Origin of the sequence: Pseudoalteromonas sp. SWYJZ98, from assembly GCF_015864495.1 — a bacterium.
Taxonomy (GTDB): Bacteria; Pseudomonadota; Gammaproteobacteria; order Enterobacterales; family Alteromonadaceae; genus Pseudoalteromonas; species Pseudoalteromonas distincta.
Map to the genome: position 1 here is coordinate 45,582 of NZ_JADYXA010000015.1, position 25,850 is coordinate 71,431.

Genomic DNA, 25,850 nt, shown 5'->3' on the forward strand with positions numbered 1-25,850 from the left:
TATCATTTTTTTAAAAGGTTTCGTGTATACTGCCCTTCGTCAAACTACAGATTATTTTATAAGGCTCATTATGCTGGATATTGTTTTATACCAACCTGAAATACCGCCTAACACAGGTAATATTATTCGCCTATGTGCCAATACTGGCTATGCATTACATTTAATTGAGCCGTTAGGTTTTGAATGGGACGATAAACGCGTGAAACGTGCGGGCCTTGATTACCATGAATTTAGCCATGTTCAACGCCATGCCTCATTTGAGGACTACCTTGAAAAATGCAAACCTAAAAAAGTGTATGCCTGTACAACAAAAGGCAGTCAATTTCATCATGAAGCAAGTTACGAAGCTGGCGACTGCTTGGTATTTGGTCCTGAAACACGCGGCCTGCCTGATGAAATGATTCAAGCATTACCAAACGATCAGCGTGTACGTATTCCTATGCAAGCAAATAGCCGTAGTATGAACCTTTCAAATGCAGTCGCCGTGTTTGTTTACGAGTCGTGGCGTCAGTTGGGCTTCCCTAACGCCCAGTAAATATAATCCGTTAGGCAATAAAAAACCGACATAATGTCGGTTTTTTAGTTAAGGCCTAGCTCAAGCGCTTATTCAGCGCGTTGTTCTCGTCCTAAAAGAGCCATAGCGGCTTCTTTCATGTCTTTATTTTCATAAAGTACTTTATAAATTTGCTCAGTGATTGGCATTTCTACGCCAGCACGCTGCGCTAGTAAATACACTTCTTTAGTATTTCTAAAGCCTTCAACTACTTGGCCAATAGACTCAATAGCAGCATCAACGCTCTCGCCTTTACCTAGCGCCAAACCAAACCGACGATTACGTGATTGGTTATCTGTACAGGTTAGTATTAAATCACCAAGGCCTGCCATTCCCATAAAGGTTTCTGGCTTAGCACCCAGGGCACAACCTAAACGAGTGAGCTCTGCAAGGCCTCGGGTAATGAGCGCGGTACGCGCATTAGCACCAAAACCTACACCGTCCGAAATACCGGCGCCAATTGCAATTACATTTTTAACCGCACCACCGAGCTGTATACCAATAAAGTCATCATTGTTATACACACGGAATGAGCGACCACAATGAAGTAAATCAGCCAGTTGCTGCGCAAATTCAGGTGACGTAGAAGACACTGAAATAGCTGTAGGCGACCCCATCGCCATTTCTTTTGCAAACGTAGGACCCGAAAGTACCGCAAGTGGAATGTCATCACCCAATTCTTGCAAAGCAACTTCTTGTAACAAACGTCCAGTATTAGGCTCAAGCCCTTTAGTTGCCCATGCTACTTTAGCACCGTCTTGCAATGCAGGTTTTATTTGCGCAAGCGTGTCGCCAAAAGCATGGCTTGGCACAACAACAAGTACAATAGCACTGCTAGCAACGGCATGTTGTAAGTTAGCTTCAAGAGTAAGAGTATCTGGGAAAGGAGCATCAGGTAAGTAACGTTGATTTTTCCGCTCAGCTGCAAGCGTGGCAACGTCGTCGCTATTTCTTCCCCAAAGTGTCACCTGGTGACCATTTCGGGCTAAACAAATAGCAAGGGCGGTGCCGTAAGACCCCGCCCCTAATACAGTAACAGCTGTAGTTGCTGTACTCATAAGTTATGCGTCTGCTGAAGCCTGGTCAGCTTGCGCAGTACGTTGTTGCATGTATTGTGCAAATAACGCATCAAAATTAACTGGCGCAAGGTTAAGCTGTGGGAAAGTACCACGGTTAACAAGGTTTGAAACAGCTTCACGTGCATATGGAAATAATACGTTAGGACAAAATGCACCTAGCATGTGCGCAAGTTGCACTTCTTCAACTTCAGCAATAGTAAAAATACCTGCCTGTTGAATTTCACATAAGAACGCAGTTTCTTCACCAATAGATGCAGTTACAGTTAGCGCTAAAACAACTTCAAATACACCTTCGTCCAACTTGTTTGAGCGTGTATCTAGGTCTAGCTTAACTTCTGGTGCCCATTCTTTTTGAAAGATGGCCGGAGAGTTTGGCGTTTCAAACGATACATCTTTAGTGTAAATGCGTTGAATAGTAAATTGTGCGCCAGCTTCTGCAGCTGCTACGTTTTGATTTTCTTCGTTCATTGTTATTCCTAACTTGTTCGTTATTATAATTAAATTAAGCGTTTAGCTTAGCGTCAAGTTTACCTTGCGCTTCAATAGCCATCATGTCGTCGCAGCCACCGATATGTTCATCATTAATAAAAATTTGCGGTACTGTGCTTGCACCACCTGCTTTGGCAATCATTTCATCGCGTAGCTCAGGCTGCACACCAATATCATAATTTGTGTATTCAACGCCTTTGCTGTTTAAAAGCGAAAGAGCACGCTGACAAAATGGACAATACGCCTTGGTGTATAAAACAACATTACTCATAATAAATCCTCTATCGGCCTAGCTAAACTGATTAGCGACCTGTTGTAGTTGGTAAGCTGGCAGATTGCCACGCACCCATGCCACCTGCTAATAAGTAAACTCGTTCAAAACCAGCTTTACTCATAGCGGCTGCAGTACCTTGGGCAGTCATACCTGTAGTACATACAACTATAATGGGTTTAGTCTTGTACTTTTCAAGGCTTGAAAAGTCAGATTTTTTCGCATTCTCTGGGCTTAAGTGCTCAGCACCAGAAATACGCCCTGCATTGAACTCTTTTTGCGCACGTATATCGATTACTTGACCGTCATCACGGTTAATAAGTAACGTAAGCTGCTGGGGATTTATTTGACGAACAGCTGAAAGCTTACTTTTTATCCAGCCACTAACAATAAGGAAAACAATACCAACCCAAGCAAGGCTTAAAATGGGATGATTTGTAATAAATTCAATATATTGATCCATTCTACTTCCACTATGAAATTATGTTTTAAAACGTGATGTTTTAATTATTTTGTACTTTAGCCACGCAAGTATACCCAAACCAACCTAAAATGCGAGTTTAGGAGCACTTAGAGACGTTTAAAAAACGATAAAGCCCCCCATATATAGTTAACAGAACTCTGGATAATAAATCTATCTCAAGCAGAGTTCATGTTAGTCAATAAGGTATAAGTAAAAATATTTAATATCTTGTTTTCAATGCTGATCCTAGCTTAAAAACACGGTATGCTAAAACCACGCTAATAAACCTTTTTAGGTGCACAGTATCCATCAACAGATACTAATTTTCAGGAGCTATTATGACAGAGCATAAAAAACCACTGGTATTAATGATTTTAGACGGTTGGGGACACCGCGAAGATACGCAAAGTAATGCTATTCTTGCAGCTAACACACCTGTATTAGACAACTTATGGGCCACCCGCCCACACACATTAATATCTGCTTCGGGTTTAGATGTTGGTCTTCCTGATGGTCAAATGGGTAACTCAGAAGTTGGCCATGTAAACTTAGGTGCAGGGCGCATTGTGTATCAAGATTTTACCCGTATCACCAAAGCAATTAACGATGGCGAGTTTGATTCAACCCCAGCCTTAGTTGAAAACATAGACAAAGCAGTAAGTGCTGGTAAAGCGGTTCACATAATGGGTCTTTTAAGCCCAGGTGGTGTGCATAGCCATGAAGATCATATAGTTGCAAGTATCGAACTTGCTGCAAAACGTGGTGCTAAAGAAGTCTATTTCCATGCATTTTTAGATGGCCGTGACACTCCTCCACGTAGCGCAAAAGCATCAATCGAAAGAATTGAAGCGTTATTTAGTAAACTTAAGTGCGGACGTTTAGCATCACTTATTGGCCGTTACTACGCAATGGACAGAGACAACCGTTGGAACCGTGTAGAAAAAGCTTACAACGTAATGACGCTCGCCGAAGGCGACTTTAATTTTGATAATGGTGTTGAAGCACTTAATGCAGCGTACGAGCGCGACGAAAACGACGAGTTTGTAGCAGCTACGACCATTACGCCGACAGGTGCCACTCCGGCTTCAATAAACGATGGCGACACCGTTATTTTTGCTAACTTTAGAGCAGATAGAGCCCGCGAAATTACCCGCGCTTTTGTTGAGCCTGAATTTGATGGTTTTACTAAAAAAAGAACGCCAGAGCTTAGCGCATTTGTAATGATGACAGAGTATGCAGCCGATATAGACGCACCTGTTGCATTTGGACCTACACCGCTAATAAACGTACTTGGTGAATGGTTTGAAAAAAATAATAAAACACAGCTTCGTATTTCAGAAACCGAAAAATACGCACACGTTACGTTTTTCTTTAGTGGCGGACGTGAAAGTGAATTTAAAGGTGAAATACGCGAGCTAATTCCTTCGCCGCAAGTAGCAACCTACGACCTACAACCTGAAATGAACTCAGAAATGCTAACCGACAAACTAGTAGAAGCAATTAAAAGCGGTAAATACGATGCTATTATTTGTAACTACCCTAATGGCGATATGGTTGGTCACTCAGGTGTATTTGAAGCCGCTGTTAAAGCTTGTGAAGCTGTAGATAGCTGTATCGGACGTGTCGTTGATGCACTAGAAGAGTTAGGTGGTGAAGCACTAATTACAGCCGATCATGGTAATGCTGAGCAAATGGCTGATCTCAAAACAGGCCAAGCACATACTGCCCACACTAGCGAACCGGTGCATTTTATTTATGTTGGTCGTGATGCAGAGCCAATGCAAGGTAAAGCCTTGAGTGATGTAGCCCCAACAATGCTTCACTTAATGGGTATGGAGCAACCAAAAGAAATGACTGGTACGCCTATCATGATGTTGAAATAACACATGAATAAACGTATTAACCGGTTAATTAAGTGCGGTTTGATACTAACTTCATTAGTGGCTGCATCTGCAGTTGCTAATGAAGATCGTACTAAAAAAGACTTATCAGAGGTTCAAAATGCACTTGAGCAAAGCCAAGCTGAATATAACGCCCAAAGAAAAAAAATAGCGTCGCTACAAAAAAATCTAAAAAGCCATGAACTCGATATAGCTAAAAATGCTAAAGCACTTAACATGGCAGAGCAATCTGTAAAAGAGACTAAAACACAGCAAAAAGAGTTACAAAGTAAAGCCGATGAGCTTGATAAAAAGCACACTCAGTTTCAGAAAATTTTAGCCGCGCAACTCAAAAGTGCCTATATGGCCGGTGGCGACGACTACTCTAAAATGCTGTTGAATCAAGAAGACACAGCCAAGTTTGAGCGCACACTTAGCTATTACAATTACTTAAATAAAGCCCGTATTGAACAAATCGAAGATCTAAAAGATCTTCAACAGCAAATAGTACAAAACCAAAAAGAGCTCGTTAAAACACAAGAAAAACTAGAGCTTTTATTTGATGAACAAAAAAGGCGTCAAACTGCATTACTTAATGCACAAAGTGAACGCCAAGCTAATCTTAAAAACTTACAAGCTCAGCTTAGCAGCACTAAAAGCTCAATAAATTATTTAAAAGAAAACCAACAAACTTTAGTAACAACGATTAAAGAGCTCGAAAAAGAAAAAACACAAAAAATAGAATTACTTGGCCTAAATAAGAGCAAGGGAAAATTAGACTGGCCGAGCAAAGGCAAGTTAGAGCACACATTCGGCCAACGTAAGCATGGTGGTATTGATTGGAAAGGCGTATTAATTGGTGCAAAAGAAGGCACTAATATTAATAGCGTGCACAACGGGCAAGTTGTATTTGCCGATTGGCTAAAAGGTTATGGATGGGTAATTGTTGTAGACCATGGTGAAGGTTTTATGAGCCTATATGGCCACGCTCAAACGCTACTAAGAGATGTAGGGGATATGGTACGTGAAGGCGAAACCCTCGCTTTGGTAGGCCAAAGCGGCGGACAGGCAAGTTCTGGTCTATACTTTGAAATACGCCACAAAGGACGCGCAGTAAATCCTGTAAAATGGTGCAAACGTATTTAATTAGATAAATCGCTGCACCGCCCTGGAGCAGCTGATGACAACTAAAAAACACACAATAAATACCGTTAATAAAAAAAGTGCAGACTTTTATATAAGTCTGTACTTGCTTGTATTACTAACCCTAATTACCTTTACTAGTAATGCACTAGCAAGCTCAATTAAAGATCTTAAAAGACAACAAATAGACGAAATACTCTTTAACATTCATACCTATTACGTTGAAGATCTCACCTTACAAAATAGCCACCATATTAAATATAACAACCAGCAGTTTGAGCGTTTATATTCAAAACTCGACTCCTATTCTAAGTACTTAAATGAGTATGAGTTAGCCTCATTATTTGATAACACAAATGGTCGTTACACAGGTATTGGTATAGAAGTTAAGAACATAGACGAGAATATGACTATTGTTAACGTGGTTAATAATTCGCCCGCAAAAGCAGCAGGTATTTTACCAGGCGATATTATTGTAAATGTAAACAACAATGCAGCTCAAAATCGTACTATCGACGAAATAGCAACACTAATAAGAGACAGTGAATTTTCGAATATAGATATAATTGTAAATCGCGATAACAATAAAAACCCACTCACTTTTCATGTTACACGTCGCCAAATAAACCTCGAAAGTGTAACAAGCGAACTTTTAGATTTTGGAACTGGCTACATAGCTATCAATAACTTTTCTAACCACACATTACATGAAGTTGCACTACAAGTTGCCGCCCTGCAAAGCCATTTTGGCTACCCACTTAAAGGCTTAGTAATTGATTTACGTGATAACCCAGGGGGGACATTACAAAGCGCAGTGGCTGTATCAGACCTATTTTTACAAAGTGGCACTATAGTGACGACTAAAGGACGTTTTTACGATGCTAACCAAGCATTTTATGCAAAGCGTGGAGACATTCTAAAAAATGCGCCCATAGTTGTGCTTATAAACGAAAATTCTGCCTCTGCAGCCGAAATACTTGCAGCAGCACTTAAAGATAATAAACGAGCAACCATTGTTGGCAGCCAATCTTTTGGGAAAGGCTCTGTACAATCACTCATTCCACTCGGTGATGGCAATACCGCATTAAAGCTCACCACAGCGAAATACTTCACACCGTTAGGTAAATCGATTGATGGAATAGGAATAACCCCAGATGTGGCGGTTAATCAAACAAACCTTTCACAAAGTAATAAAGCCGTTATAATAAAAAATGAACACACTAACAATAATGCGCAATTACTTACTGGTAATCTAACCGATTTACAGTTGGTTAAAGCCAAACAATTGCTTAGCATGCAATAGCTTGTACAAGCTGTATAAATAAAGCTAAAAAGATAATAAAAACTATAAACGTGAAAATAATAAAATGGCTAACATTAGCTATTTGTTTTAGCTCTGCAACAATTAGCGCCAAGCAAATAGCAATAGTGATAGACGATATAGGCTATCATCAACGGGACTTAGAGTTCCTTTCCTTACCTGGGCAATTGTCGTATTCAATTTTGCCCCATACCCCTTATTCGCAAATTTTTGCAACACTTGCCAGTCAATCAAATAAAGAGTTATTGCTTCATGTACCTATGCAAGCACTTAACGGTAAAGAACTAGGGCCTGGTGCGCTTACTTTAAATATGAATAAAGAGCAGCTTCAGCAAACTCTTGGAACCGCTCTCGCTAGTTTACCGCAAGTTAAAGGCGTTAATAACCACATGGGTTCAGCGCTTACGCAAAAAAGCCAAGCTATGAAGTGGACAATGGAAGTACTTAAAAAGCGTCATTTATATTTTTTAGATAGTCGCACAACCGATTTGAGTCAAGCACAAAATGCCGCTAACTTTTTGGGTGTTGCTAATATTAGTCGCCAAGTGTTTTTAGACAACATAACTACACCAGAACAACTGCAACTAAGGCTTGAAGAGTTAAAACAATTAGCCATTTCCCATAGCTTTGCCATTGCAATTGCTCATCCCTACCCTGAAACCATCGAATTTTTACGCCATGCCTTACCAGAGCTAACTAAGCAAGGTTTTGAACTCGTACCGGTTTCGCAATTAGTTGAACGTAAGTACATTCAGTTAGCGCATGCTGAGGGAAAAGGAGTGAGTGCTAGGTAATATAGCTTTAAATAATGCTATATCCGAATAATAAACTAATACCAATTCGCTTAATTAAGTGGTCTATTTTAAGGGCGGAAAAACGTGTTAATAGCTAGGCAAAAAATTCGCTATTTAGTTGCTCTAAATGAGAATTTTTTAACGCAGGTAGCGACACGTTTAGCCCCGTAAAATCATTAAGTATTATTGCGGATTGGTATAACCATTCAATAATGCAGAATATCGGTATTACTTAATTAGATATTTTATCGTTGGGTTTCGCTTCGCTCAAACCAACCTACTCAAAAGCAAAAAGCCCCGCATTTTCATGCAGGGCTTTTTAAATTTGCTGCTGAGCAATATTAGCTCATAGCGCTTTGTAACTTTTTCATCGCTGTTTTTTCAAGCTGACGGACACGCTCAGCAGATACACTGTACTTTTGTGCAAGCTCCTGAAGTGTCGCTTTATCATCAGACAACCAACGTGCGCTAACAATATCTTGTGAACGTTCATCTAGTGTTTTAAGTGCGCTAAATAAACGAGTATGCGCTTGCTCTTTCCACTGCTCTTGTTCAACGTCGTCAGCTAAGTCTGCTGCGCCATCTGTTAAATACTGTACTGGAGAGTATGTACTTGTTGGTGCATCGTCGTTATCGTCACCAGTTAGGTCAAAGCCCATGTCTTGGCCGCTCATGCGCGATTCCATTTCACGTACTTCTTTTTCGCTCACACCTAGCTCGCTAGCAACAGTGCTAACCTCAGCTTGGTTGAACCAGCCTAAACGCTTTTTGTTTTTACGAAGATTAAAAAACAATTTACGTTGCGCTTTAGTGGTTGCAACTTTAACTATGCGCCAGTTTTTAAGAACAAACTCGTGAATTTCGGCTTTAATCCAATGCACTGCAAACGACACTAAACGTACACCCACTGTAGGGTCAAAACGTTTAACCGCTTTCATCAGGCCTATATTACCTTCTTGAATAAGGTCAGCTTGTGGTAAGCCGTATCCCGAGTAGCTTTTAGCAATATGTGCTACAAAGCGTAAATGCGACATAATGAGTTGCTTGGCAGCACTAAGATCGCCTTCTTCCTGAAGTCTTTTAGCAAGTTCTTGCTCTTGTTCAACTTTAAGCATAGGAATAGTGCTTACCGCTTGAAGGTAACCGTCCATGCTTGCGCTTTGTTGTCCGACTGTAAGTGCCATTGCGTATAAATCTTTACTCATTTTTCACCTCGGTGATAAACATTTGAAACTATCTTAGCACTCTTTCTCTAAGAGTGCTAACCCCAATTTAAAACTTTTTAAAAGTATAAATCAAGCAGTTTTTAGTATGTGTTTAGTCTACTACAAGCGACTGAATAAGTGATGAATTGAGGGATTGCAGCCAATTAACCTAACCGCATCACCTTATTTACAACTCATTACTTTATGGGAGGATAGTACACAAATATGACAGTTTTAATAACGGGAGGTACAACCCAGTCCGATACGTTACGCATATCAAGCTGGGTTGGTTCACTTATAGTTTGCAGGGGTTTTTATACTTTATCGGGTTCTATTTCTTTAATATATCGATTTACAGAAAGGTACGATCCTACAAATCCTAAGCTTGTTGCTAGTAACACTAAAAAGCCGAGTTCATTAAGCGATAATCCTATTAACGAAAAACTTGTTTGATACACCCCCGCCACACTGCTCACTGCGCTTGAAAGCCACCACATCATCAAACCTATGCATATAAAGGCAAACAAACCACCTATTACACCATACCAAATACCGGTCCACAAAAATGGGGCATGTATAAAGGTGTTCGTTGCGCCTACTAGCTTCATTACTTGTATTTCTTCTTTTTTATCCATGATCGACAAACGAATGGTGTTACCAATAATAAGTGTCACTGAGGTAAGTAGTAATAATGCGATGGTTATTACACTTTCTTTAAGTAAATCTAGTAATGCATTTAAACGCTCTAACCAGGCTATATCGAGCTTACCAAAATCAACTTCACGTTCACTTTCTAATTTAGTTAGCAGTACTTTAGCGGAATTTGGGTGTCTGTGACGTTTTGTTGGAGTAACGAGCACCACATCCGGTAATGGATTTTTATCTAAATACTCCAAAGCTTGCCCAAAGCCAGATACGTCTTTAAATTCAGTTAATGCCTGTTGTTTTGAAATAAACTCAACACTTTCCACTTCTGGGTAAAGTGCTAAACGCTTTACTAATGTTTGCGTTTCTTGCTCGTTCATACTTTCTTTAACGAACAACGATATTTCACTCGCCTCTTCAAAGCCACTACTCACTTGCTGTACGTTTTTAACGACTAAGTAAAGTGTTGCAGGTAACGTTAGGCTCAAACCAAGTACAGCGATAGTCATCATAGATGCAAGCGGCGTGCGCCACATTTCACCTAAGCTATGCACACCTTGGCGAAAAATATTAATAATAAAAAAATAACTGCCAGCTAATACTGATTTTTTTTGCTTGTCATTACTATTTTGGCGACCTTTAAAAAGTAAACTCATAGTGCCCCCTCAGCAAGCGGGTCTTGAAGCATACGGCCATCTTTTAAGGTTAAGCTACGATACTTCATACGTGCAACCAAACCCAAATCATGCGTTGCGATAAGAACAGTGGTACCGTGTTTATTAAAGTCTTCAAACAACTTGAGTATTTCCATTGAAAGCTCTGGGTCAAGATTACCTGTTGGTTCATCAGCTAGTAAAATTGGTGGGGAGTTTACAATAGCTCTGGCAATACCAACACGTTGTTGCTCGCCTCCAGATAGCATTGAAGGATGACATTTCACTTTGTCAATTAGGCCTACCTTGTCAAGCGCGCCATGAACCCGTTTAGCTATTTGCTTATGGTGAGTCCCCTCAATAATGAGAGGTAATGCCACGTTATCAAAAATAGTATAGCGCTCTAATAACCTATGATTTTGAAAAATAATACCTATATCACGACGAGCATAAGGAATTTGACGCGAGTTTACTTTGTTTAAATCAACACCGTTGATAAATACACTACCTGCTGAAGGACGTTCCATTAAGCTAATTAACTTAAGCAACGTACTTTTACCCGCACCACTGTGGCCAGTTAAAAAGGCAAGTTCACCCGGTTTAATATGAAAATTAACTTTTTCGAGGGCGCGGTGCCCTCCAGGATAGGTCTTACTTACTTGCTGAAAATTTATCATCTTTTTATTATGCCAACTCCATTAACACATTAATGAAATTAGTATTCCTCGCAATTAAAAAGGGAGCTAGCTCCCTTTTTTGGTAAATTAAACGTCGTCCTCATCTTGGCTAAATAACGCATCAATAAAGTCATCGCTTTTAAAAGCGCGTAAATCATCAATACCTTCACCAACACCAATGTAACGAATTGGAATATTAAACTTATCTGCAACCGCAAAAATTACACCACCCTTTGCAGTTCCATCAAGTTTTGAAAGCGTAATACCAGTTAAACCAACACATTGATTAAACAGGTTTACTTGGCTAATTGCATTTTGCCCTGTGCCTGCATCGATAGTTAGCATCACCTCGTGCGGCGCATCAGGGTCAATTTTTTTCATTACACGGGCTATTTTTTCAAGTTCTTGCATTAAATTATCTTTATTTTGCAAGCGTCCAGCTGTATCAGCAATTAACACGTCTACATTACGTGCTTTTGCAGCTTGGAATGCATCAAACACAACTGATGCACTATCTGCACCTGTATGCTGGGCAATAACAGGGATGCTGTTACGTTCACCCCAAACCTGTAATTGCTCTACAGCTGCGGCTCTAAATGTATCACCAGCAGCAAGCATTACCGACTTACCTTCATTTTGAAATTGCTTTGCCATTTTACCAATAGTCGTTGTTTTACCAACACCATTTACGCCTACCATTAAAATAACAAACGGCTTTTTATCTTCGCTTATAACTAAAGGCTGTTCTGCCGTTTTAAGCATCGCAGCCATTTCTTGTTTCATTAACTCATAAAGCGCATCACCATCTTTTAACTGTTTACGGTTCGCTGCATCAGTTAAACGATCAATCAACTTCATGGTGGTATCAACACCTAAATCGGCGGTGAGTAATTGAGTTTCAAGATCTTCAAATAATTCGTCGTCTATTTTTTTTCCACTAAAAATAGACGCAAAACCAGAACCTATATTAACGCGAGTCTTTAACAAGCCTTTTTTAAGACGAGAGAAAAACCCTTCTTTTTTTGGCTTTTCGGCTTTTTTAGCTTCTTCAATTGCAAGTTCTGCTGTGATACGTTCTTGTTCTAAACGCTCATTTTCTGCTTCTTCAGCTGCAATACGTGCTTGCTCTAAACGCTCATTTTCTGCTTTTTCAGCTGCAAGGCGTTCTTGTTCTAAACGCTCATTTTCTACTTCTTCAGCTGCAATACGTTCTTGCTCTAAACGCTCATTTTCTGCTTGTTCAGCTGCAAGGCGTTCTTGCTCTAAACGCTCATTTTCTGCTTGTTCAGCTGCAAGGCGTTCTTGCTCTAATCGTTCATTCTCTGCTTGTTCAGCTGCAAGGCGTTCTTGCTCTAAACGTTCATTTTCTGCTTTTTCAGCTGCAAGGCGTTCTTGCTCTAAACGTTCATTTTCTGCTTTTTCAGCTGCAATACGTACTTGCTCTAAGCGCTCATTTTCTGCTTTTTCAGCCGCAATGCGTTCTTGCTCTAAAAGCATCTGCGCTTCTTGTTCTGCTAAGCGCTTCGCTTGCTCTTGCCTTTGAGCTTCAGCATCCGCTTGTTCTTTTGCTAATAACTCAGCATTCGCTTGCTCTATTGCAAGCTTTTCGGCTTTGATTGCCTCATCTTGTTTTTCAAGGCGTATTTGCTCTAGTCGCTCAGCCTCTACTTTTTCTGCCGCTAATCGTTCTTGCTCTAAGCGCATCTCTTTTTCTTGATCGGCTAAACGTTGCGCATGTTCTTGTCTTTGCACATCGGCATCTGCTTGCTGTTTTGCAAGCAATTCAGCATTGGCCTGCTCAATGGCAATCTTTTCCGCGTTTTCAGCACGCTGGCGTTCTTGTTCTAAACGCTCTGTTTCAGTCTCTGCTTTTAACCGTTCAGCTTCAGCTTGCTCCTGCGCTAGTTTTTCTTGCTCTAAGCGCTCTGTTTCAGCCTTAGCTTTTATACGTTCAGCTTCAGCTTGCTGCGCTAGTTTTTCTTGCTCTAGCTTCTGCGCCTCTTCTTGCGCTAATACTTGTTGTTTATCAGCTGCTGCTTTTTGCTCTGCTTCTTTTTTATCTGACTTGCCAAAACCGAGCCACGACATGAATTTACTTTTTTTTGTCATACTTGCTAATAACCACTTATAAAAATCTGATAAACTAAAATTTGAAATAGCTTGGCAATGCCCAGCAATAGTTGCTAATAAATACAACCATTCAAAACGTAAGTGTTCAATAGTAACACTTTTAATGCGGTTGAAAAATGAAGCTACACGTAATCGCCCATAATATTATCTGAGCTAGATACCATATACCATTTTTTAGTGAGCTAAATGAGAAAAAAAACAACGCAAAATAAAGCTACTAACAAGCCCAGTGATGGCTTTATTAGAGTGATTAGTGGTCAGTTTCGAGGCCGTAAACTCCCTGTTAAAAACGTAGAAGGCTTGAGACCTACTACCGATCGAATTAAAGAAACTGTATTTAATTGGCTAATGCAAGATACGCGTGACGCAAATGTACTTGATTGTTTTGCCGGTTCTGGTGGATTGGGATTTGAAGCGCTATCACGATTTGCTAAAAGCGCTACATTTATCGAGCTCGACTCATTAGCTGCTAAGCAATTAGAACAAAATATTAGCACTTTAAAGCTCGACAACGCATACGTTAAACATACCAATTCGCTCTCCTTTTTAGAGCAAAAAAACACAAACGAAGCCTTTAATCTTGTATTTGTTGACCCACCATTTCGTAAAGATTTAGCGCAAACAACCTGCGATTTATTAGAAAAAAACCAATGGTTAAGCAACGACGCATTAATTTATGTTGAAGTAGAGGCAGAGCTAGCCACCTTGGAAACGCCAACCAACTGGTTGTTAATTAAAGAAAAAAAGGCGGGGCAAGTACTTTGCCAACTGTACCAGCGCCAAGCAAATTAATACTGTTTAACGTAATGCGTTTCTGTTAATATTGTCCTTTACATGTGGTGTTGCTTCGGATTACAATACCGCACCATTTTTGAACCACTTGATCAATGTTTGATCAACTTGAGCAACGCTCATAATTTAGGTAGGTGAATTTTTAATGCCAGTAATTAAAGTAAGAGAGAACGAACCGTTTGACGTAGCACTTCGTCGCTTCAAGCGTTCATGTGAAAAAGCAGGAATCCTTTCAGAAGTTCGTCGTCGCGAGCACTATGAAAAACCAACAGCTGAGCGTAAGCGTAAAAAAGCTGCTGCAGTTAAACGTCACATGAAAAAACTTTCTCGTGATAACGCTCGTCGCGTTAAATTATACTAATATATTAGGTCTTGTATAAATGAGCCTTTTAATAACGCTAAAAGATGCGCAAAAAGATGCGATGAGAGCTAAAGACAAGCAACGTCTTAACCCTATTCGTATGGTACTTGCTGCAATCAAGCAACGTGAAATTGACGAGCAAATAACACTAGACGACGCAGGTATTACCTCCGTTATAGTGAAGCTTGTTAAACAACGTCGTGACTCTTACACTCAGTACAAAGATGCTGGGCGTGATGATTTAGCTGATATTGAAGCCAATGAAATAGTAGCGCTTGAAACTTTTTTACCTCAACAATTGAGTGAAGAAGAAATAATTGCTCTCATTGACGCGGCTATTGCTGATACTAATGCAGCAGGTATGCAAGACATGGGTAAAGTAATGGGTATAATCAAAAGCAAAGCTGAAGATCGAGCCGATATGGGTAAGATTTCTGGTTTAATTAAGCAAAGATTAACTGCCTAATACTCCCACATACATTAAAGTATGATTGAAGTAAACCGAGCCTAGCGCTCGGTTTCTTTGTTTTTAACTTTAATAAAAAGTACACCGATTAGGTTACTTTAAAATGAAATTTTTTATAGCTTCCCTATTTATTTCGCTGTCATTTTGGTAAGTTAAAGCACACTATATTTTGCATCAAGCAAGTATAAAAAAGTAAATTTCATATTCGTTCTTCTTCTTATTATTTCAGGACTGTATTTTACTAATGGCCGGAAAGATCCCACGTAACTTTATAGACGATTTACTTGCCAGAACCGATATTGTCGACCTGATAGACTCAAAAGTAGGTCTAAAAAAAGCAGGTAAGGATTATCAAGCTTGCTGCCCATTTCATAACGAAAAATCTCCCTCATTTACTGTATCGCAAGACAAACAGTTTTATCACTGCTTTGGGTGTGGCGCTAATGGTAATGCTATTTCGTTTGTAATGGAGTACGAAAAGCTAGAGTTTGTAGATGCTATTGAAGAAATAGCTAGCATGCTTAACTTAGAAGTACCTCGAGAACAAGGCGCAAACTCAGCACCAGAGCGTACAGCTGCGCAAAAGCGCTCCGATTACGACTTAATGCTTCATACTGCTCGCTTTTATCAGCACCAATTAAAACACCATAGTAATTCTGCTGCTGTTATTGAGTATGTTAAAGGCCGTGGTTTAAGCGGTGAAACTGTTAAAAAATTTATGATTGGCTACGCTCCCAGTGAATGGGATGGGCTATGCCTACAGCTTGGTCGTAATAAAGAACAAAAAGAGCAATTGGTTGAGCTAAAGCTAGCTTCAGAAAAAACACCAGGCAGACAATTTGATTTTTTCCGCGATCGCCTAATGTTCCCTATTCGCGATAAACGCGGACGCGTTATTGCATTTGGTGGGCGTGTAATGCAAGCCGACCAAGGGCCAAAATATCTAAACTCGCCAGAAACCCGAATTTTCCATAAAGGCTTTGAGCTTTATGGGCTTTACGAAGCAAAGCAAGCCCATAAAAAACTTGATCATGTAATGATTGTTGAAGGTTATATGGATGTTGTTGCCTTAGCTGAACAAGGGATTGAATATGCAGTTGCATCACTGGGGACAGCAACAACAAGCGAGCACATGCACACTTTATTTAGAACTACTGATAAAGTAATCTGTTGTTACGATGGCGACAGGGCTGGCCGTGACGCTGCTTGGCGGGCACTTGAAAATGCACTCCCTTATTTAAACGATGGTAAAGCACTACAATTTGCATTTTTACCAGATGGCGAAGACCCTGACTCGCTTGTACAAAAAGAAGGTAAGGAGCAATTCGAATTGCGCCTAAGCCAAGCAGATGACTTTACCAAAGTATTGTTTAATAAATTAAGCCAAGAGGTTGATTTAACACTCGATTCAGGAAAAGCTAAACTTCTTAGTGCAGCACTTCCACTAATTGAAAAAATTCCAAGTGAGTTTTATCAAGAAAACATTCTTGAACAATTAGGACGCTTAATTGGCAGAACGCGTGAGCAGTTGAATAGCCGTTTAAAAACGCCTAAACAACAACACTCTATTGAACGTAAATTTAAAATAACACCTATGCGCCAAGCTATCGGTATATTGATCCAGCACCCTAATTTAGCTAAAAGTGTGCCGTATTTACCTGAGCTTGCACAAATGAACATTGCTGGCATAGGGCTGTTATTACGATTACAAGAACAAGCTTTAGAAAAAGAAAATGTGACCACTGCGCAACTGCTCGAGTTTTTTCGAGGAACTGAAGATTACGAGCCATTAATCAAGCTTGCAACGTGGCAACATGAAATAAATGAAGAACGTTTAGAGACGGTTTTTAAAAATACTTTCAAGTTTATTGAAGATCAGTGTTTAAATTATCGACTCGAGACCCTATTAATAAAGGACAAGACACAAGGCCTTAGTAGCGATGAAAGGCTTGAGTGTCATTTGTTAATGACAGCGTTAAAAGCGACTAACAGCTAGGGTCTGTTTATCTTTCGAGGTTAAGTTTACAGCAGTGTGTTTGGTATTTAGGCAAGACAGAGCCTATGTAGTGTGGTTATTCCACATAAATAGGCGATAACGCAGCATAAATGCCAAACACGCGCTGCCCTTTGGGTTCGACCCAAGGGAGGTTTACTCTTTGTTGCTCGGTTTTTACTTAGCCCACTAGGTTACAAACCTCGCGCCGCGATTAAACCACCCTTGGATAGAACAAACTTTAATCCTGAAAGACCAACAGACCCTAGTCAAAATTGATTTAAACTGTTATACTGTGCTATTCACTGCGTCACATTATTCTAGTTAGCTTTAATGCAAACTACATGATGGCGCCTGTTGTATCAACTTATCAGAGTGGAAGAAACAATCTCTATGGATCCAACTCCTCAGTCACAATTAAAACTTCTGATTCAGAAAGGTAAAGAGCAAGGCTACTTAACTTTTGCAGAAGTAAATGATCACCTTCCACAAGACATTATAGACTCAGATCAAGTAGAAGATATCATAAGCATGATTAATGACATGGGTATCAAGGTTAGCGAAAACGCGCCTGATGCTGATGAATTAATGATGCAAGAAACAACGACAGACGAAGACGCAGCTGAAGCTGCCGCTGCAGCCCTTGCGACTGTAGAAAAAGAAATCGGCCGTACAACGGATCCAGTTCGCATGTACATGCGCGAAATGGGTACTGTTGAACTTCTTACACGTGAAGGCGAAATTGTAATCGCTAAACGTATTGAAGAAGGCATTAATCAAGTACAGATTTCTGTTGCAGAGTACCCTGAAGCAATCACTTACCTACTAGAGCAGTGGGATAAGTTTGAAGCTGAAGAAATGCGTTTAAGCGATATTATCGTTGGTTTTATCGATCCTAATGAAGATACAGCGCCAATTTCAGCAACTAACATCGGTTCAGAATTAAGTGCTAAGCAACTTGAGGACGACGATAAAGATGACAAAGATGATGCTGATAGCGATGATGAAGATGAAGAAGAGATAGACACAGGGCCAGATCCTGAAGAAGCTCGTATTCATTTTGAAAATTTACGTGATTTATATAATAAAGCACGTGATACGTTTGAAGCTAAAGGTCGTTCGCATCCTGAATCACAAGCAGCCATTTTTGAAATTGGTGAGCTTTTCAGAACATTTAAATTAATACCTAAACAGTTTGACCGCATGGTAAATAACATGCGTGAAATGATGGATCGAGTTCGTGTTCAAGAACGCCTAATCATGAAGCAAGCTGTTCAAATTGCTAAATTACCAAAGAAAACATTCGTTAAGCATTTTGCTAATAACGAAACTGACGCTTCTTGGGTTGATTTAGAAATTTCAGGTAACGAAAAGTATTCAGCTAAACTTGAAGAAGTTAAGCCAGAAATCATTCGTAGCATTAATAAATTATCTGTTATTGAACAAACAACAGGTTTAAGCATTGAGCGTATTAAAGACATCAACCGTCGAATGAGCATAGGTGAAGCGAAAGCACGCCGTGCGAAAAAAGAAATGGTTGAAGCTAACTTACGTCTTGTAATCTCAATTGCTAAAAAATACACAAACCGTGGCTTACAATTCTTAGATTTAATCCAAGAAGGTAACATTGGTCTGATGAAAGCGGTTGATAAGTTTGAATATCGCCGTGGTTATAAGTTCTCTACTTATGCTACGTGGTGGATACGTCAAGCAATCACACGCTCTATTGCTGACCAAGCAAGAACAATCCGTATCCCTGTACATATGATTGAAACGATTAATAAACTTAACCGCATCTCTCGTCAAATGTTACAAGAAATGGGTCGTGAGCCAAATCCAGAAGAATTAGCAGAACGCATGATGATGCCTGAGGATAAAATCCGTAAGGTACTTAAGATTGCTAAAGAGCCAATTTCAATGGAAACACCAATCGGTGATGATGAAGATTCTCACTTAGGTGACTTTATCGAAGATACAACTATTGATTCGCCAATCGATTCGGCAACAATGGAATCTCTTCGTGGCGCAACTAACGATGTACTTGCAGGCTTAACAGCTCGTGAAGCTAAAGTACTACGTATGCGTTTTGGTATTGATATGAATACCGACCACACCTTAGAAGAAGTAGGTAAACAGTTTGACGTAACACGTGAACGTATTCGTCAAATAGAAGCGAAAGCGCTGCGTAAATTACGCCACCCTTCTCGCTCAGATTTACTGAAAAGCTTTTTAGACGCTAAATAATTTAGCGCTACTATATAAACTAAAAAGGCCGCTATAGCGGCCTTTTTTCTATTTGAAGGAAATAACCATGGCTTGGATCCAAATTCGTATTAATGCCAATGCTGCAACAGCTGATGCCGTAAGCGATCTATTAATGGAAGCGGGTAGTGCTTCAGTAACCTTTATTGACGCAAAAGACACCCCTATCTACGAGCCTAAAATTGGCACCGTTGTGTTCTGGGCTGATACCACAGTTATTGGCTTGTTCGAAGCTAATCATGATATGAACGCAGTCGTTGCGTTATTAAAGCGCCATGATGAGCTAAAAGACAATTTAGTATACAAAATCGAGCAACTTGAAGATAAAGACTGGGAACGTGAATGGATGGATAACTTCCACCCTATTCAATTTGGCGAAAAACTATGGATTTGCCCAAGCTGGCGCGATATTCCTGACCCTGATGCTGTAAATGTATTGCTAGACCCTGGCCTTGCTTTTGGCACGGGCACACATGCAACAACGGCCTTGTGCCTTAAATGGTTAGAAAGCCAAGATCTGACGGGTAAAACGGTTGTTGATTTTGGTTGTGGTTCAGGCATTTTAGGTATTGCAGCTATAAAACTAGGTGCAGAGCGTATGATTGGGATAGATATTGACCCTCAAGCGCTTGAAGCAAGCCTTGATAACGCGAACCGAAATGGTGTTGCAGACAAACTCGAAGTATACCTTCCAGAAAACCAACCTGAGTTTAGTGCAGATATAGTAGTGGCTAATATTTTAGCCCAGCCACTTCGCGAATTACATAGTGTGATTTTAGGGTTATTAAAGCCAGGTGGTAAAATTGCCATGTCGGGTATTTTAGAAGAACAAGCGCAATCGGTTGCTGACATTTATGCACCGTTCATTGAACTAGATGACATTGCCGTTGAAGGTGATTGGACTCGAGTAAGTGGCACTAAAAAAGCGTAATAAATCGAACAATCAAATCTAGAGCATTAACTCAAAACATGCATGTAAAGCCTGTATTTAACAGGCTTTACTATTTTTTTACATATCCAAAAATTTTCTAGTTATCTTGTAAAAAATAAAATCTGTATGAATTTCAAACAAATCAACCTACTTGTCATGTGGTTATCAAATGTCAATACGAAAAGGGCAAAAAAAAGTTACTTTTGTTCAATTTATAGCCTTTGATTTTTGTGAAAAAAACCGTAAACTTAGCGCCCCTTGAAAAGAGGCCTATTGAATATAGTGCGTATCGGTAAATACCAACTTGAGAATAATGTAATTGTCGCGCCAATGGCAGGCATTACAGACAGACCATTCAGACAACTTTGTCGACGCTTAGGTGCGGGATTAGCTGTGTCTGAAATGCTATCGTCAAATCCTAAGGTTTGGAAAACAGAAAAGTCGATGAACCGTATGGATCACAGCGGTGAGTCGGGTATACGCGCGGTGCAAATTGCAGGAGCAGATCCTGAGCTTATGGTGCAGGCCGCACAATTCAATGTTGCTAATGGTGCACAGATCATAGATATCAATATGGGGTGCCCAGCAAAAAAAGTGAACAAGAAACTCGCAGGCTCTGCCTTATTACAGTTTCCTGAACTTGTGGAAGAGATTATTGATGCAGTCGTTAATGCTGTTGATATACCTGTGACACTTAAAATCCGTACAGGATGGGATCCGGATAACCGTAATGGTGTAGAGATTGCGAGAATAGCTGAACGTTATGGCATTGCATCACTTGCTGTACATGGGCGTACGCGCGCATGTATGTACAAAGGTGATGCTGAGTACGCCACGATTAGGGATATAAAACGTTCAGTGTCGATTCCTGTTGTTGCCAATGGTGATATTACATCACCAGAAAAAGCAAAACAGGTTTTAGACTATACGGGTGCAGATGCCATTATGATTGGCCGAGCCGCCCAAGGTCGCCCTTGGATATTTAGGGAGATAGACCACTATTTGCGAACTGGGGAACATTTACAGCCACCTGCTATTGCAGAGGTGCGCAGTATATTAATGGAGCATTTAACAAACCTCCATATGTTTTACGGTGAGCCAATGGGAGCGCGAATTGCTCGCAAACATGTATCTTGGTATTTGCAAACCCATGACAGTGATGGTCAGTTTAGGCGAGTATTTAATGCGCTCGACAACCCACAGGCACAGGTCGTCGCATTAGAGCAATACTTTAAAACACTAGCAGCTAACTAAGAAAGAAAGAGACTTAATAATGTTCGAACAAAACGTGACTTCTCCATTTATCACTAACCCTCATGTTCAGTCACACGAGAAACCGCAGCCATTGCGTGATGCAGTAAAAAAAGCTGTTCACCACTATTTAAAGCAGCTTAACGGTCAAGATGTGCAAGACGTTTACGACCTTGTTCTTTCAGAGCTAGAAGCGCCATTACTTGAAGAAGTAATGACATATACACGTGGTAACCAAACTCGTGCAGCAATTTTACTAGGTATCAACCGTGGTACTTTACGTAAAAAGCTTAAAAAATACGGCATGAACTAATACCAATTATATTGAAAGCGTAAGTATTCTAACGAGCTAAACAAGCCCATAACGTCGTTAAAAATTTTTTATGTAGAATAACTACACTGCAAAATTTTTGCCTTGTTATAGACTTGTTCTTCTATCGTTATTACTACTTACTAATCCAATACAACTGGTATTATGCAAAAAAAGCACCTTAGGGTGCTTTTTTTATGCCTACAGTTTATTAACTAAATTGCAAAATGCTCACGCTTATTGAGCCTTTATAAGTCGTTTTTTGAGTAGTAATCAGTTAAAATGCCCGCTTCTAAGCTAGCTCATTAACTGAGGAAATCAAACTACAATGGATACTCATCGTCCCATTCGTCGCGCACTATTAAGTGTGTCTGATAAAACCGGTATTGTTGAATTTGCCCGCGCACTTGAAGCGCAAGGCGTTGATATTTTATCAACTGGCGGCACATGTAAACTACTTGCTGATAACGCCATAAAAGTGACTGAAGTATCAGATCACACAGGCCACCCTGAAATCATGGATGGTCGCGTAAAAACTCTTCACCCAAAAATTCACGGCGGCATATTAGCCCGTCGCGGACAAGATGAAAGCGTAATGGCAGATAACAACATTTCTGCTATCGACATAGTTGTAGTTAACTTATACCCCTTTGCGAATACAGTCGCTCAAGAAAACTGCAGCCTTGAAGATGCCATTGAAAATATTGATATTGGCGGCCCTACAATGGTTCGTGCAGCAGCTAAAAACCACAAAGATGTAACAATCGTGGTAAACGCGAGCGACTACGACCGTGTTATTAGCGAAATGCAAAACAACAATGGTTCAACAACGTACAAAACACGTTTTGATTTAGCGATTGCCGCCTACGAGCACACAGCACAATACGATGGCATGATTGCTAACTACTTCGGTAAAATGGTGCCTGATTACACCGAGGAAGCTGCTGTAGAGACTAAATTCCCACGTACTATCAATATGCAGTTCACTAAAAAGCAAGATATGCGTTACGGTGAAAACTCACATCAAGATGCTGCTTTTTATGTTGAAAATGACATTGCTGAAGCATCAGTTGCAACAGCAACTCAATTGCAAGGTAAGGCCCTTTCGTTTAACAACATTGCAGATACCGATGCAGCACTTGAATGTGTTAAAGAATTTGACGTACCTGCGTGCGTAATTGTAAAACATGCTAATCCGTGTGGTGTTTCAATTGGGAGCAATATTCTACAAGCATACGAGCGCGCTTTTAAAACAGACCCTACATCAGCATTTGGTGGCATTATTGCCTTTAACCGAGAGCTAGATGCAGCAACTGCACAAGCAATTGTTGACCGTCAGTTTGTTGAAGTAATTATTGCACCTAGTATTTCGAGCGACGCTGCAAAAATTGTTGAAGCTAAAAAGAACGTGCGCCTATTAGAGTGTGGACAGTGGACAGGTAAAGCAGCTGGCCAAGATATTAAACGCGTTAACGGCGGTATTTTAGTTCAAGACCGCGACTTAGGCATGGTAACGCAAGGCGACTTAAAAGTTGTTTCTAAGCGCCAGCCTTCTGAGCAAGAACTTAAAGATTTACTGTTTTGCTGGAAAGTAGCTAAATTTGTTAAATCAAACGCAATTGTTTATGCCCGTGACGGTATGACCATTGGTGTAGGCGCAGGCCAAATGAGCCGCGTATACTCAGCTAAAATTGCAGGTATAAAAGCCGCCGACGAAAACCTTGAAGTTAAAGGTTCAGTTATGGCGTCTGACGCATTCTTCCCATTCCGTGATGGCATTGACGCAGCCGCAGCCGCTGGCATTACTGCGGTAATTCAGCCTGGTGGCTCAATGCGTGATGAAGAAGTGATTGCAGCTGCTGATGAAGCTGGCATGGCAATGGTACTAACTGGTATGCGCCATTTCCGCCACTAATCACACAAAGGGTTAAACGTTGGTTTAACCCTTTTTGTTTGCTATAAATTCACGTATTCTGATTATTCAATAACCTATTTAAAATTATAATGTGAAGGAACAAACAATGAAATTTGCGCTAAAATCGCTACTTGTAGCCACACTAACAATGACATCGACTATGGCTATGGCGCTTAGCCATAACCACGAATCAAGCCTTGAACATGCACTTCAATCAAGCGAACGCAATGCTAAAAACAGCGCTCGTGATGAATATCGTCACCCAGCTCAAACACTTGCATTTTTTGGCTTTAAACCAACCATGACAGTTGTTGAAATTGCACCCGGTGGTGGTTGGTATAGTGAAATTTTAGCGCCAGCATTAAAAGAGCAAGGCACTTATTATGTCGCGCACTTCCCTGCTGATTCATCAGTTGGCTACTACCAACGCTCTCTTGCAGGCTTTAAACAAAAAGTAGCTGAAGATGAGCGCTTTAGTAGCGTTAAAATTACTGAGTTTGCACCTGTAACACATTTAGATATTGCACCAGCTGGCAGTGCCGATATGGTTTTAACATTTCGTAATGTACATAACTGGTATATGGGCAAAGATAAAAGCGGTGCATTAAGTGCATTCCAAGCTTTTTATAAAGCCCTTAAACCAGGTGGTACATTAGGTTTAGTTGAACACCGTTTAGCTGAAGAGCGTGCTGATGAAGATCAAAAAACATCAGGTTATATGAAGCAGAGCTACGTAGTAGACCTTGCTGAACAAGCTGGGTTTGAATTAGTAGCAAGCAGTGAAATAAATGCAAATCCAAAAGATACAGCCGATCACCCTAAAGGTGTATGGACGCTACCACCAAGCTTAAGACTCGGCGAACAAGATGCTGACAAATATAAAGCCATTGGTGAAAGCGACCGCATGACGCTGAAATTTAAGAAACCGCTTTAAATAGGAATTTTCGCCATGAATGTTTTAGTCATTGGCAGCGGCGGCCGCGAACACGCACTTGCGTTTAAAGCCGCTCAAAACACCAAAGTAAATACTGTATTTGTAGCCCCTGGTAATGCAGGTACTGCACTTGAACCAAAACTTGAAAACGTAGCAATAAACGTTGACGACTTAGATGGTTTACTTAATTTTGCACAGCAAAATAAGGTAGAGCTTACTATTGTAGGTCCAGAAATACCGTTAGTACTGGGTGTTGTTGATAAGTTTCGTGAACATAACATGGCTATTTTTGGACCAACGGCGGGCGCAGCTCAGCTTGAAGGTTCGAAATCGTTTACTAAAGACTTTTTAGCACGTCATAAAATCCCAACGGGCGACTACCAAACGTTTGAACAAATTGAGCCTGCCCTTGCTTATTTAAAAGAGAAAGGCGCGCCAATTGTTGTAAAAGCAGATGGTTTGGCTGCGGGTAAAGGCGTAATTGTAGCCATGACGGAGGCCGATGCCGAAGAAGCTATTCGCGATATGCTTGCGGGTAATGCTTTTGGCGATGCGGGAAGTCGTGTTGTTATTGAAGAGTTTTTAGACGGTGAAGAAGCGTCTTTCATTGTAATGGTTGATGGTAAAAACGTATTACCATTTGCAACAAGCCAAGATCATAAACGCGCTTACAATGGCGATGCGGGTCCTAACACGGGTGGCATGGGTGCATACTCACCTGCGCCAGTTGTTACTGATGAAATCCACCAGCGTATTATGAACGAAGTGATCTACCCTACGGTAGAAGGCATGGCAAGCGAAGGCCATCCGTACACCGGCTTTTTATATGCAGGTTTAATGATTGACGAAACAGGCACCCCTAAAGTAATTGAGTACAATTGTCGCTTTGGCGATCCTGAAACTCAACCAATGATGCTACGTTTGCAATCAGATTTGGTTGAATTGATTGAAGCTGCTAACCGTGTAGAACTTGATAAAACAACAATTGAGTTTGACCCACGCGCAGCCGTTGGTGTTGTACTTGCCGCTAAAGGTTACCCTGGTGATTACCCTAAAGGTGACGCTATTTCGGGGCTAAAAGTGGATTACCCTGCAGGTGAAAAAGTGTTTCATGCGGGTACTAAACAAAGTGGCAATGACGTTGTAACCGCAGGCGGTCGCGTATTATGCGCAACAGCACTTGGTAACACTGTTACGCAAGCGCAGCAACGCGCCTATGAGCTTGTTAAACAAATTAGCTGGGATGGTATGGAATATCGTACAGATATAGCTTACCGTGCTATTGCACGCGAGCAATAGCCTATAATACCTATTCATTGGTATAACCAATTA

General features: G+C 40.5%; 24 protein-coding genes. 16 read left to right on the top strand and 8 right to left on the bottom strand.

What is annotated here, in order from left to right; all coding sequences use genetic code 11:
* Positions 1–70 precede the first annotated feature (70 nt).
* Positions 71–535, top strand: coding sequence for a tRNA (uridine(34)/cytosine(34)/5-carboxymethylaminomethyluridine(34)-2'-O)-methyltransferase TrmL (trmL, locus tag I6F10_RS10970; RefSeq protein ID WP_002957780.1), 465 nt, complete (start codon positions 71–73; stop codon positions 533–535).
* 68 nt (positions 536–603) lie between these two features.
* Here trmL and gpsA read toward each other — a convergent pair whose 3' ends face one another.
* The 4 genes from gpsA to I6F10_RS10990 are packed head-to-tail and all read right to left on the bottom strand — an operon-like array spanning position 604 to position 2,855.
* The gene (gene gpsA / locus I6F10_RS10975; RefSeq protein WP_002957781.1) at positions 604–1,611 is read right to left on the bottom strand and encodes an NAD(P)H-dependent glycerol-3-phosphate dehydrogenase; all 1,008 of its coding nucleotides are present in this window, start codon (positions 1,609–1,611) and stop codon (positions 604–606) included.
* 3 nt (positions 1,612–1,614) lie between these two features.
* On the bottom strand, positions 1,615–2,100 hold the full coding sequence (secB, locus tag I6F10_RS10980) for a protein-export chaperone SecB (protein WP_197098826.1): 486 nt from the start codon (positions 2,098–2,100) through the stop codon (positions 1,615–1,617).
* A gap of 34 nt (positions 2,101–2,134) precedes the next feature.
* Positions 2,135–2,392, bottom strand: a complete 258-nt coding sequence (gene grxC, locus I6F10_RS10985) for a glutaredoxin 3 (RefSeq protein ID WP_002957783.1) — start codon at positions 2,390–2,392, stop codon at positions 2,135–2,137.
* 31 nt (positions 2,393–2,423) lie between these two features.
* A complete protein-coding gene (locus I6F10_RS10990; RefSeq protein ID WP_002957784.1) occupies positions 2,424–2,855 on the bottom strand; it encodes a rhodanese-like domain-containing protein in 432 nt (143 codons plus the stop codon).
* A gap of 338 nt (positions 2,856–3,193) precedes the next feature.
* Here I6F10_RS10990 and gpmM point away from each other — a divergent pair, with 338 nt between their 5' ends.
* Genes gpmM through I6F10_RS11010 form a run of 4 tightly spaced genes read left to right on the top strand, consistent with a single transcriptional unit; the run spans position 3,194 to position 7,993 of the window.
* Positions 3,194–4,738 (top strand): 2,3-bisphosphoglycerate-independent phosphoglycerate mutase, encoded by a 1,545-nt coding sequence (gpmM, locus tag I6F10_RS10995; protein ID WP_197098827.1) that lies wholly within the window; start codon positions 3,194–3,196, stop codon positions 4,736–4,738.
* Positions 4,739–4,741: 3 nt separating this feature from the next.
* Positions 4,742–5,881, top strand: a complete 1,140-nt coding sequence (locus tag I6F10_RS11000) for a murein hydrolase activator EnvC family protein (RefSeq protein WP_197098828.1) — start codon at positions 4,742–4,744, stop codon at positions 5,879–5,881.
* A gap of 34 nt (positions 5,882–5,915) precedes the next feature.
* On the top strand, positions 5,916–7,181 hold the full coding sequence (locus I6F10_RS11005; protein ID WP_197098829.1) for a S41 family peptidase: 1,266 nt from the start codon (positions 5,916–5,918) through the stop codon (positions 7,179–7,181).
* 50 nt (positions 7,182–7,231) lie between these two features.
* A complete protein-coding gene (locus I6F10_RS11010) occupies positions 7,232–7,993 on the top strand; it encodes a divergent polysaccharide deacetylase family protein (protein ID WP_024597557.1) in 762 nt (253 codons plus the stop codon).
* Between the two features lie 341 nt (positions 7,994–8,334).
* On the opposite strand, the gene rpoH is transcribed toward I6F10_RS11010, so the two are convergent.
* From rpoH to ftsY, 4 genes are all read right to left on the bottom strand, one after another.
* Positions 8,335–9,198: an RNA polymerase sigma factor RpoH gene (rpoH, locus tag I6F10_RS11015; RefSeq protein ID WP_002957791.1), complete on the bottom strand. Its 864-nt coding sequence runs from the start codon at positions 9,196–9,198 to the stop codon at positions 8,335–8,337.
* Positions 9,199–9,512: 314 nt separating this feature from the next.
* Positions 9,513–10,499 carry a permease-like cell division protein FtsX gene (gene ftsX, locus I6F10_RS11020; protein WP_197098830.1) on the bottom strand — a complete coding sequence of 329 codons (987 nt, stop codon included), beginning with the start codon at positions 10,497–10,499 and terminating at the stop codon, positions 9,513–9,515.
* Positions 10,496–11,173 carry a cell division ATP-binding protein FtsE gene (gene ftsE / locus I6F10_RS11025; protein ID WP_002957793.1) on the bottom strand — a complete coding sequence of 226 codons (678 nt, stop codon included), beginning with the start codon at positions 11,171–11,173 and terminating at the stop codon, positions 10,496–10,498. The genes ftsX and ftsE overlap by 4 nt, the downstream gene beginning before the upstream one ends.
* A gap of 87 nt (positions 11,174–11,260) precedes the next feature.
* On the bottom strand, positions 11,261–13,282 hold the full coding sequence (gene ftsY / locus I6F10_RS11030; protein ID WP_197098831.1) for a signal recognition particle-docking protein FtsY: 2,022 nt from the start codon (positions 13,280–13,282) through the stop codon (positions 11,261–11,263).
* Between the two features lie 207 nt (positions 13,283–13,489).
* On the opposite strand from ftsY, the gene rsmD reads away from it, so the two are divergent.
* The 11 genes from rsmD to purD all read left to right on the top strand — a co-directional run bounded on the left by rsmD (position 13,490) and on the right by purD (position 25,817).
* Positions 13,490–14,095, top strand: coding sequence for a 16S rRNA (guanine(966)-N(2))-methyltransferase RsmD (rsmD, locus tag I6F10_RS11035; protein WP_165744710.1), 606 nt, complete (start codon positions 13,490–13,492; stop codon positions 14,093–14,095).
* A gap of 145 nt (positions 14,096–14,240) precedes the next feature.
* Complete coding sequence (gene rpsU, locus I6F10_RS11040) at positions 14,241–14,456, top strand: 30S ribosomal protein S21 (protein ID WP_002957797.1); 216 nt, start codon at positions 14,241–14,243, stop codon at positions 14,454–14,456.
* Between the two features lie 19 nt (positions 14,457–14,475).
* Positions 14,476–14,922: a GatB/YqeY domain-containing protein gene (locus tag I6F10_RS11045; RefSeq protein ID WP_197098832.1), complete on the top strand. Its 447-nt coding sequence runs from the start codon at positions 14,476–14,478 to the stop codon at positions 14,920–14,922.
* Positions 14,923–15,166: 244 nt separating this feature from the next.
* Complete coding sequence (gene dnaG / locus I6F10_RS11050; RefSeq protein ID WP_165744708.1) at positions 15,167–16,918, top strand: DNA primase; 1,752 nt, start codon at positions 15,167–15,169, stop codon at positions 16,916–16,918.
* A gap of 390 nt (positions 16,919–17,308) precedes the next feature.
* Entirely contained in the window at positions 17,309–19,159 is a 1,851-nt protein-coding gene (gene rpoD, locus I6F10_RS11055; RefSeq protein WP_002957800.1) for an RNA polymerase sigma factor RpoD, read from the top strand.
* Positions 19,160–19,226: 67 nt separating this feature from the next.
* On the top strand, positions 19,227–20,108 hold the full coding sequence (gene prmA / locus I6F10_RS11060) for a 50S ribosomal protein L11 methyltransferase (RefSeq protein WP_002957801.1): 882 nt from the start codon (positions 19,227–19,229) through the stop codon (positions 20,106–20,108).
* Positions 20,109–20,390: 282 nt separating this feature from the next.
* The gene (gene dusB, locus I6F10_RS11065; protein WP_197098841.1) at positions 20,391–21,362 is read left to right on the top strand and encodes a tRNA dihydrouridine synthase DusB; all 972 of its coding nucleotides are present in this window, start codon (positions 20,391–20,393) and stop codon (positions 21,360–21,362) included.
* 19 nt (positions 21,363–21,381) lie between these two features.
* Positions 21,382–21,672, top strand: a complete 291-nt coding sequence (gene fis, locus I6F10_RS11070) for a DNA-binding transcriptional regulator Fis (RefSeq protein WP_002957804.1) — start codon at positions 21,382–21,384, stop codon at positions 21,670–21,672.
* Between the two features lie 325 nt (positions 21,673–21,997).
* Positions 21,998–23,584 (top strand): bifunctional phosphoribosylaminoimidazolecarboxamide formyltransferase/IMP cyclohydrolase, encoded by a 1,587-nt coding sequence (gene purH / locus I6F10_RS11075; RefSeq protein ID WP_182671439.1) that lies wholly within the window; start codon positions 21,998–22,000, stop codon positions 23,582–23,584.
* Positions 23,585–23,690: 106 nt separating this feature from the next.
* Entirely contained in the window at positions 23,691–24,518 is an 828-nt protein-coding gene (locus I6F10_RS11080; protein WP_197098833.1) for a class I SAM-dependent methyltransferase, read from the top strand.
* A 15-nt stretch (positions 24,519–24,533) separates the two neighbouring features.
* Positions 24,534–25,817 carry a phosphoribosylamine--glycine ligase gene (gene purD, locus I6F10_RS11085; protein ID WP_165744701.1) on the top strand — a complete coding sequence of 428 codons (1,284 nt, stop codon included), beginning with the start codon at positions 24,534–24,536 and terminating at the stop codon, positions 25,815–25,817.
* Positions 25,818–25,850: the final 33 nt, after the last annotated feature.

Coding starts and splice junctions, on each gene's coding strand:
- ftsX (WP_197098830.1), bottom strand. CDS start 10,499: ATGAGTTTACTTTTTAAAGGTCGCCAAAATAGTAATGACAAGCAAAAA.
- gpsA (WP_002957781.1), bottom strand. CDS start 1,611: ATGAGTACAGCAACTACAGCTGTTACTGTATTAGGGGCGGGGTCTTAC.
- trmL (WP_002957780.1), top strand. CDS start 71: ATGCTGGATATTGTTTTATACCAACCTGAAATACCGCCTAACACAGGT.
- rsmD (WP_165744710.1), top strand. CDS start 13,490: ATGAGAAAAAAAACAACGCAAAATAAAGCTACTAACAAGCCCAGTGAT.
- rpoH (WP_002957791.1), bottom strand. CDS start 9,198: ATGAGTAAAGATTTATACGCAATGGCACTTACAGTCGGACAACAAAGC.
- I6F10_RS10990 (WP_002957784.1), bottom strand. CDS start 2,855: ATGGATCAATATATTGAATTTATTACAAATCATCCCATTTTAAGCCTT.
- I6F10_RS11045 (WP_197098832.1), top strand. CDS start 14,476: ATGAGCCTTTTAATAACGCTAAAAGATGCGCAAAAAGATGCGATGAGA.
- prmA (WP_002957801.1), top strand. CDS start 19,227: ATGGCTTGGATCCAAATTCGTATTAATGCCAATGCTGCAACAGCTGAT.
- I6F10_RS11080 (WP_197098833.1), top strand. CDS start 23,691: ATGAAATTTGCGCTAAAATCGCTACTTGTAGCCACACTAACAATGACA.
- purH (WP_182671439.1), top strand. CDS start 21,998: ATGGATACTCATCGTCCCATTCGTCGCGCACTATTAAGTGTGTCTGAT.
- purD (WP_165744701.1), top strand. CDS start 24,534: ATGAATGTTTTAGTCATTGGCAGCGGCGGCCGCGAACACGCACTTGCG.
- rpsU (WP_002957797.1), top strand. CDS start 14,241: ATGCCAGTAATTAAAGTAAGAGAGAACGAACCGTTTGACGTAGCACTT.
- ftsE (WP_002957793.1), bottom strand. CDS start 11,173: ATGATAAATTTTCAGCAAGTAAGTAAGACCTATCCTGGAGGGCACCGC.
- ftsY (WP_197098831.1), bottom strand. CDS start 13,282: ATGACAAAAAAAAGTAAATTCATGTCGTGGCTCGGTTTTGGCAAGTCA.
- secB (WP_197098826.1), bottom strand. CDS start 2,100: ATGAACGAAGAAAATCAAAACGTAGCAGCTGCAGAAGCTGGCGCACAA.
- I6F10_RS11005 (WP_197098829.1), top strand. CDS start 5,916: ATGACAACTAAAAAACACACAATAAATACCGTTAATAAAAAAAGTGCA.
- dnaG (WP_165744708.1), top strand. CDS start 15,167: ATGGCCGGAAAGATCCCACGTAACTTTATAGACGATTTACTTGCCAGA.
- gpmM (WP_197098827.1), top strand. CDS start 3,194: ATGACAGAGCATAAAAAACCACTGGTATTAATGATTTTAGACGGTTGG.
- I6F10_RS11000 (WP_197098828.1), top strand. CDS start 4,742: ATGAATAAACGTATTAACCGGTTAATTAAGTGCGGTTTGATACTAACT.
- rpoD (WP_002957800.1), top strand. CDS start 17,309: ATGGATCCAACTCCTCAGTCACAATTAAAACTTCTGATTCAGAAAGGT.
- fis (WP_002957804.1), top strand. CDS start 21,382: ATGTTCGAACAAAACGTGACTTCTCCATTTATCACTAACCCTCATGTT.
- grxC (WP_002957783.1), bottom strand. CDS start 2,392: ATGAGTAATGTTGTTTTATACACCAAGGCGTATTGTCCATTTTGTCAG.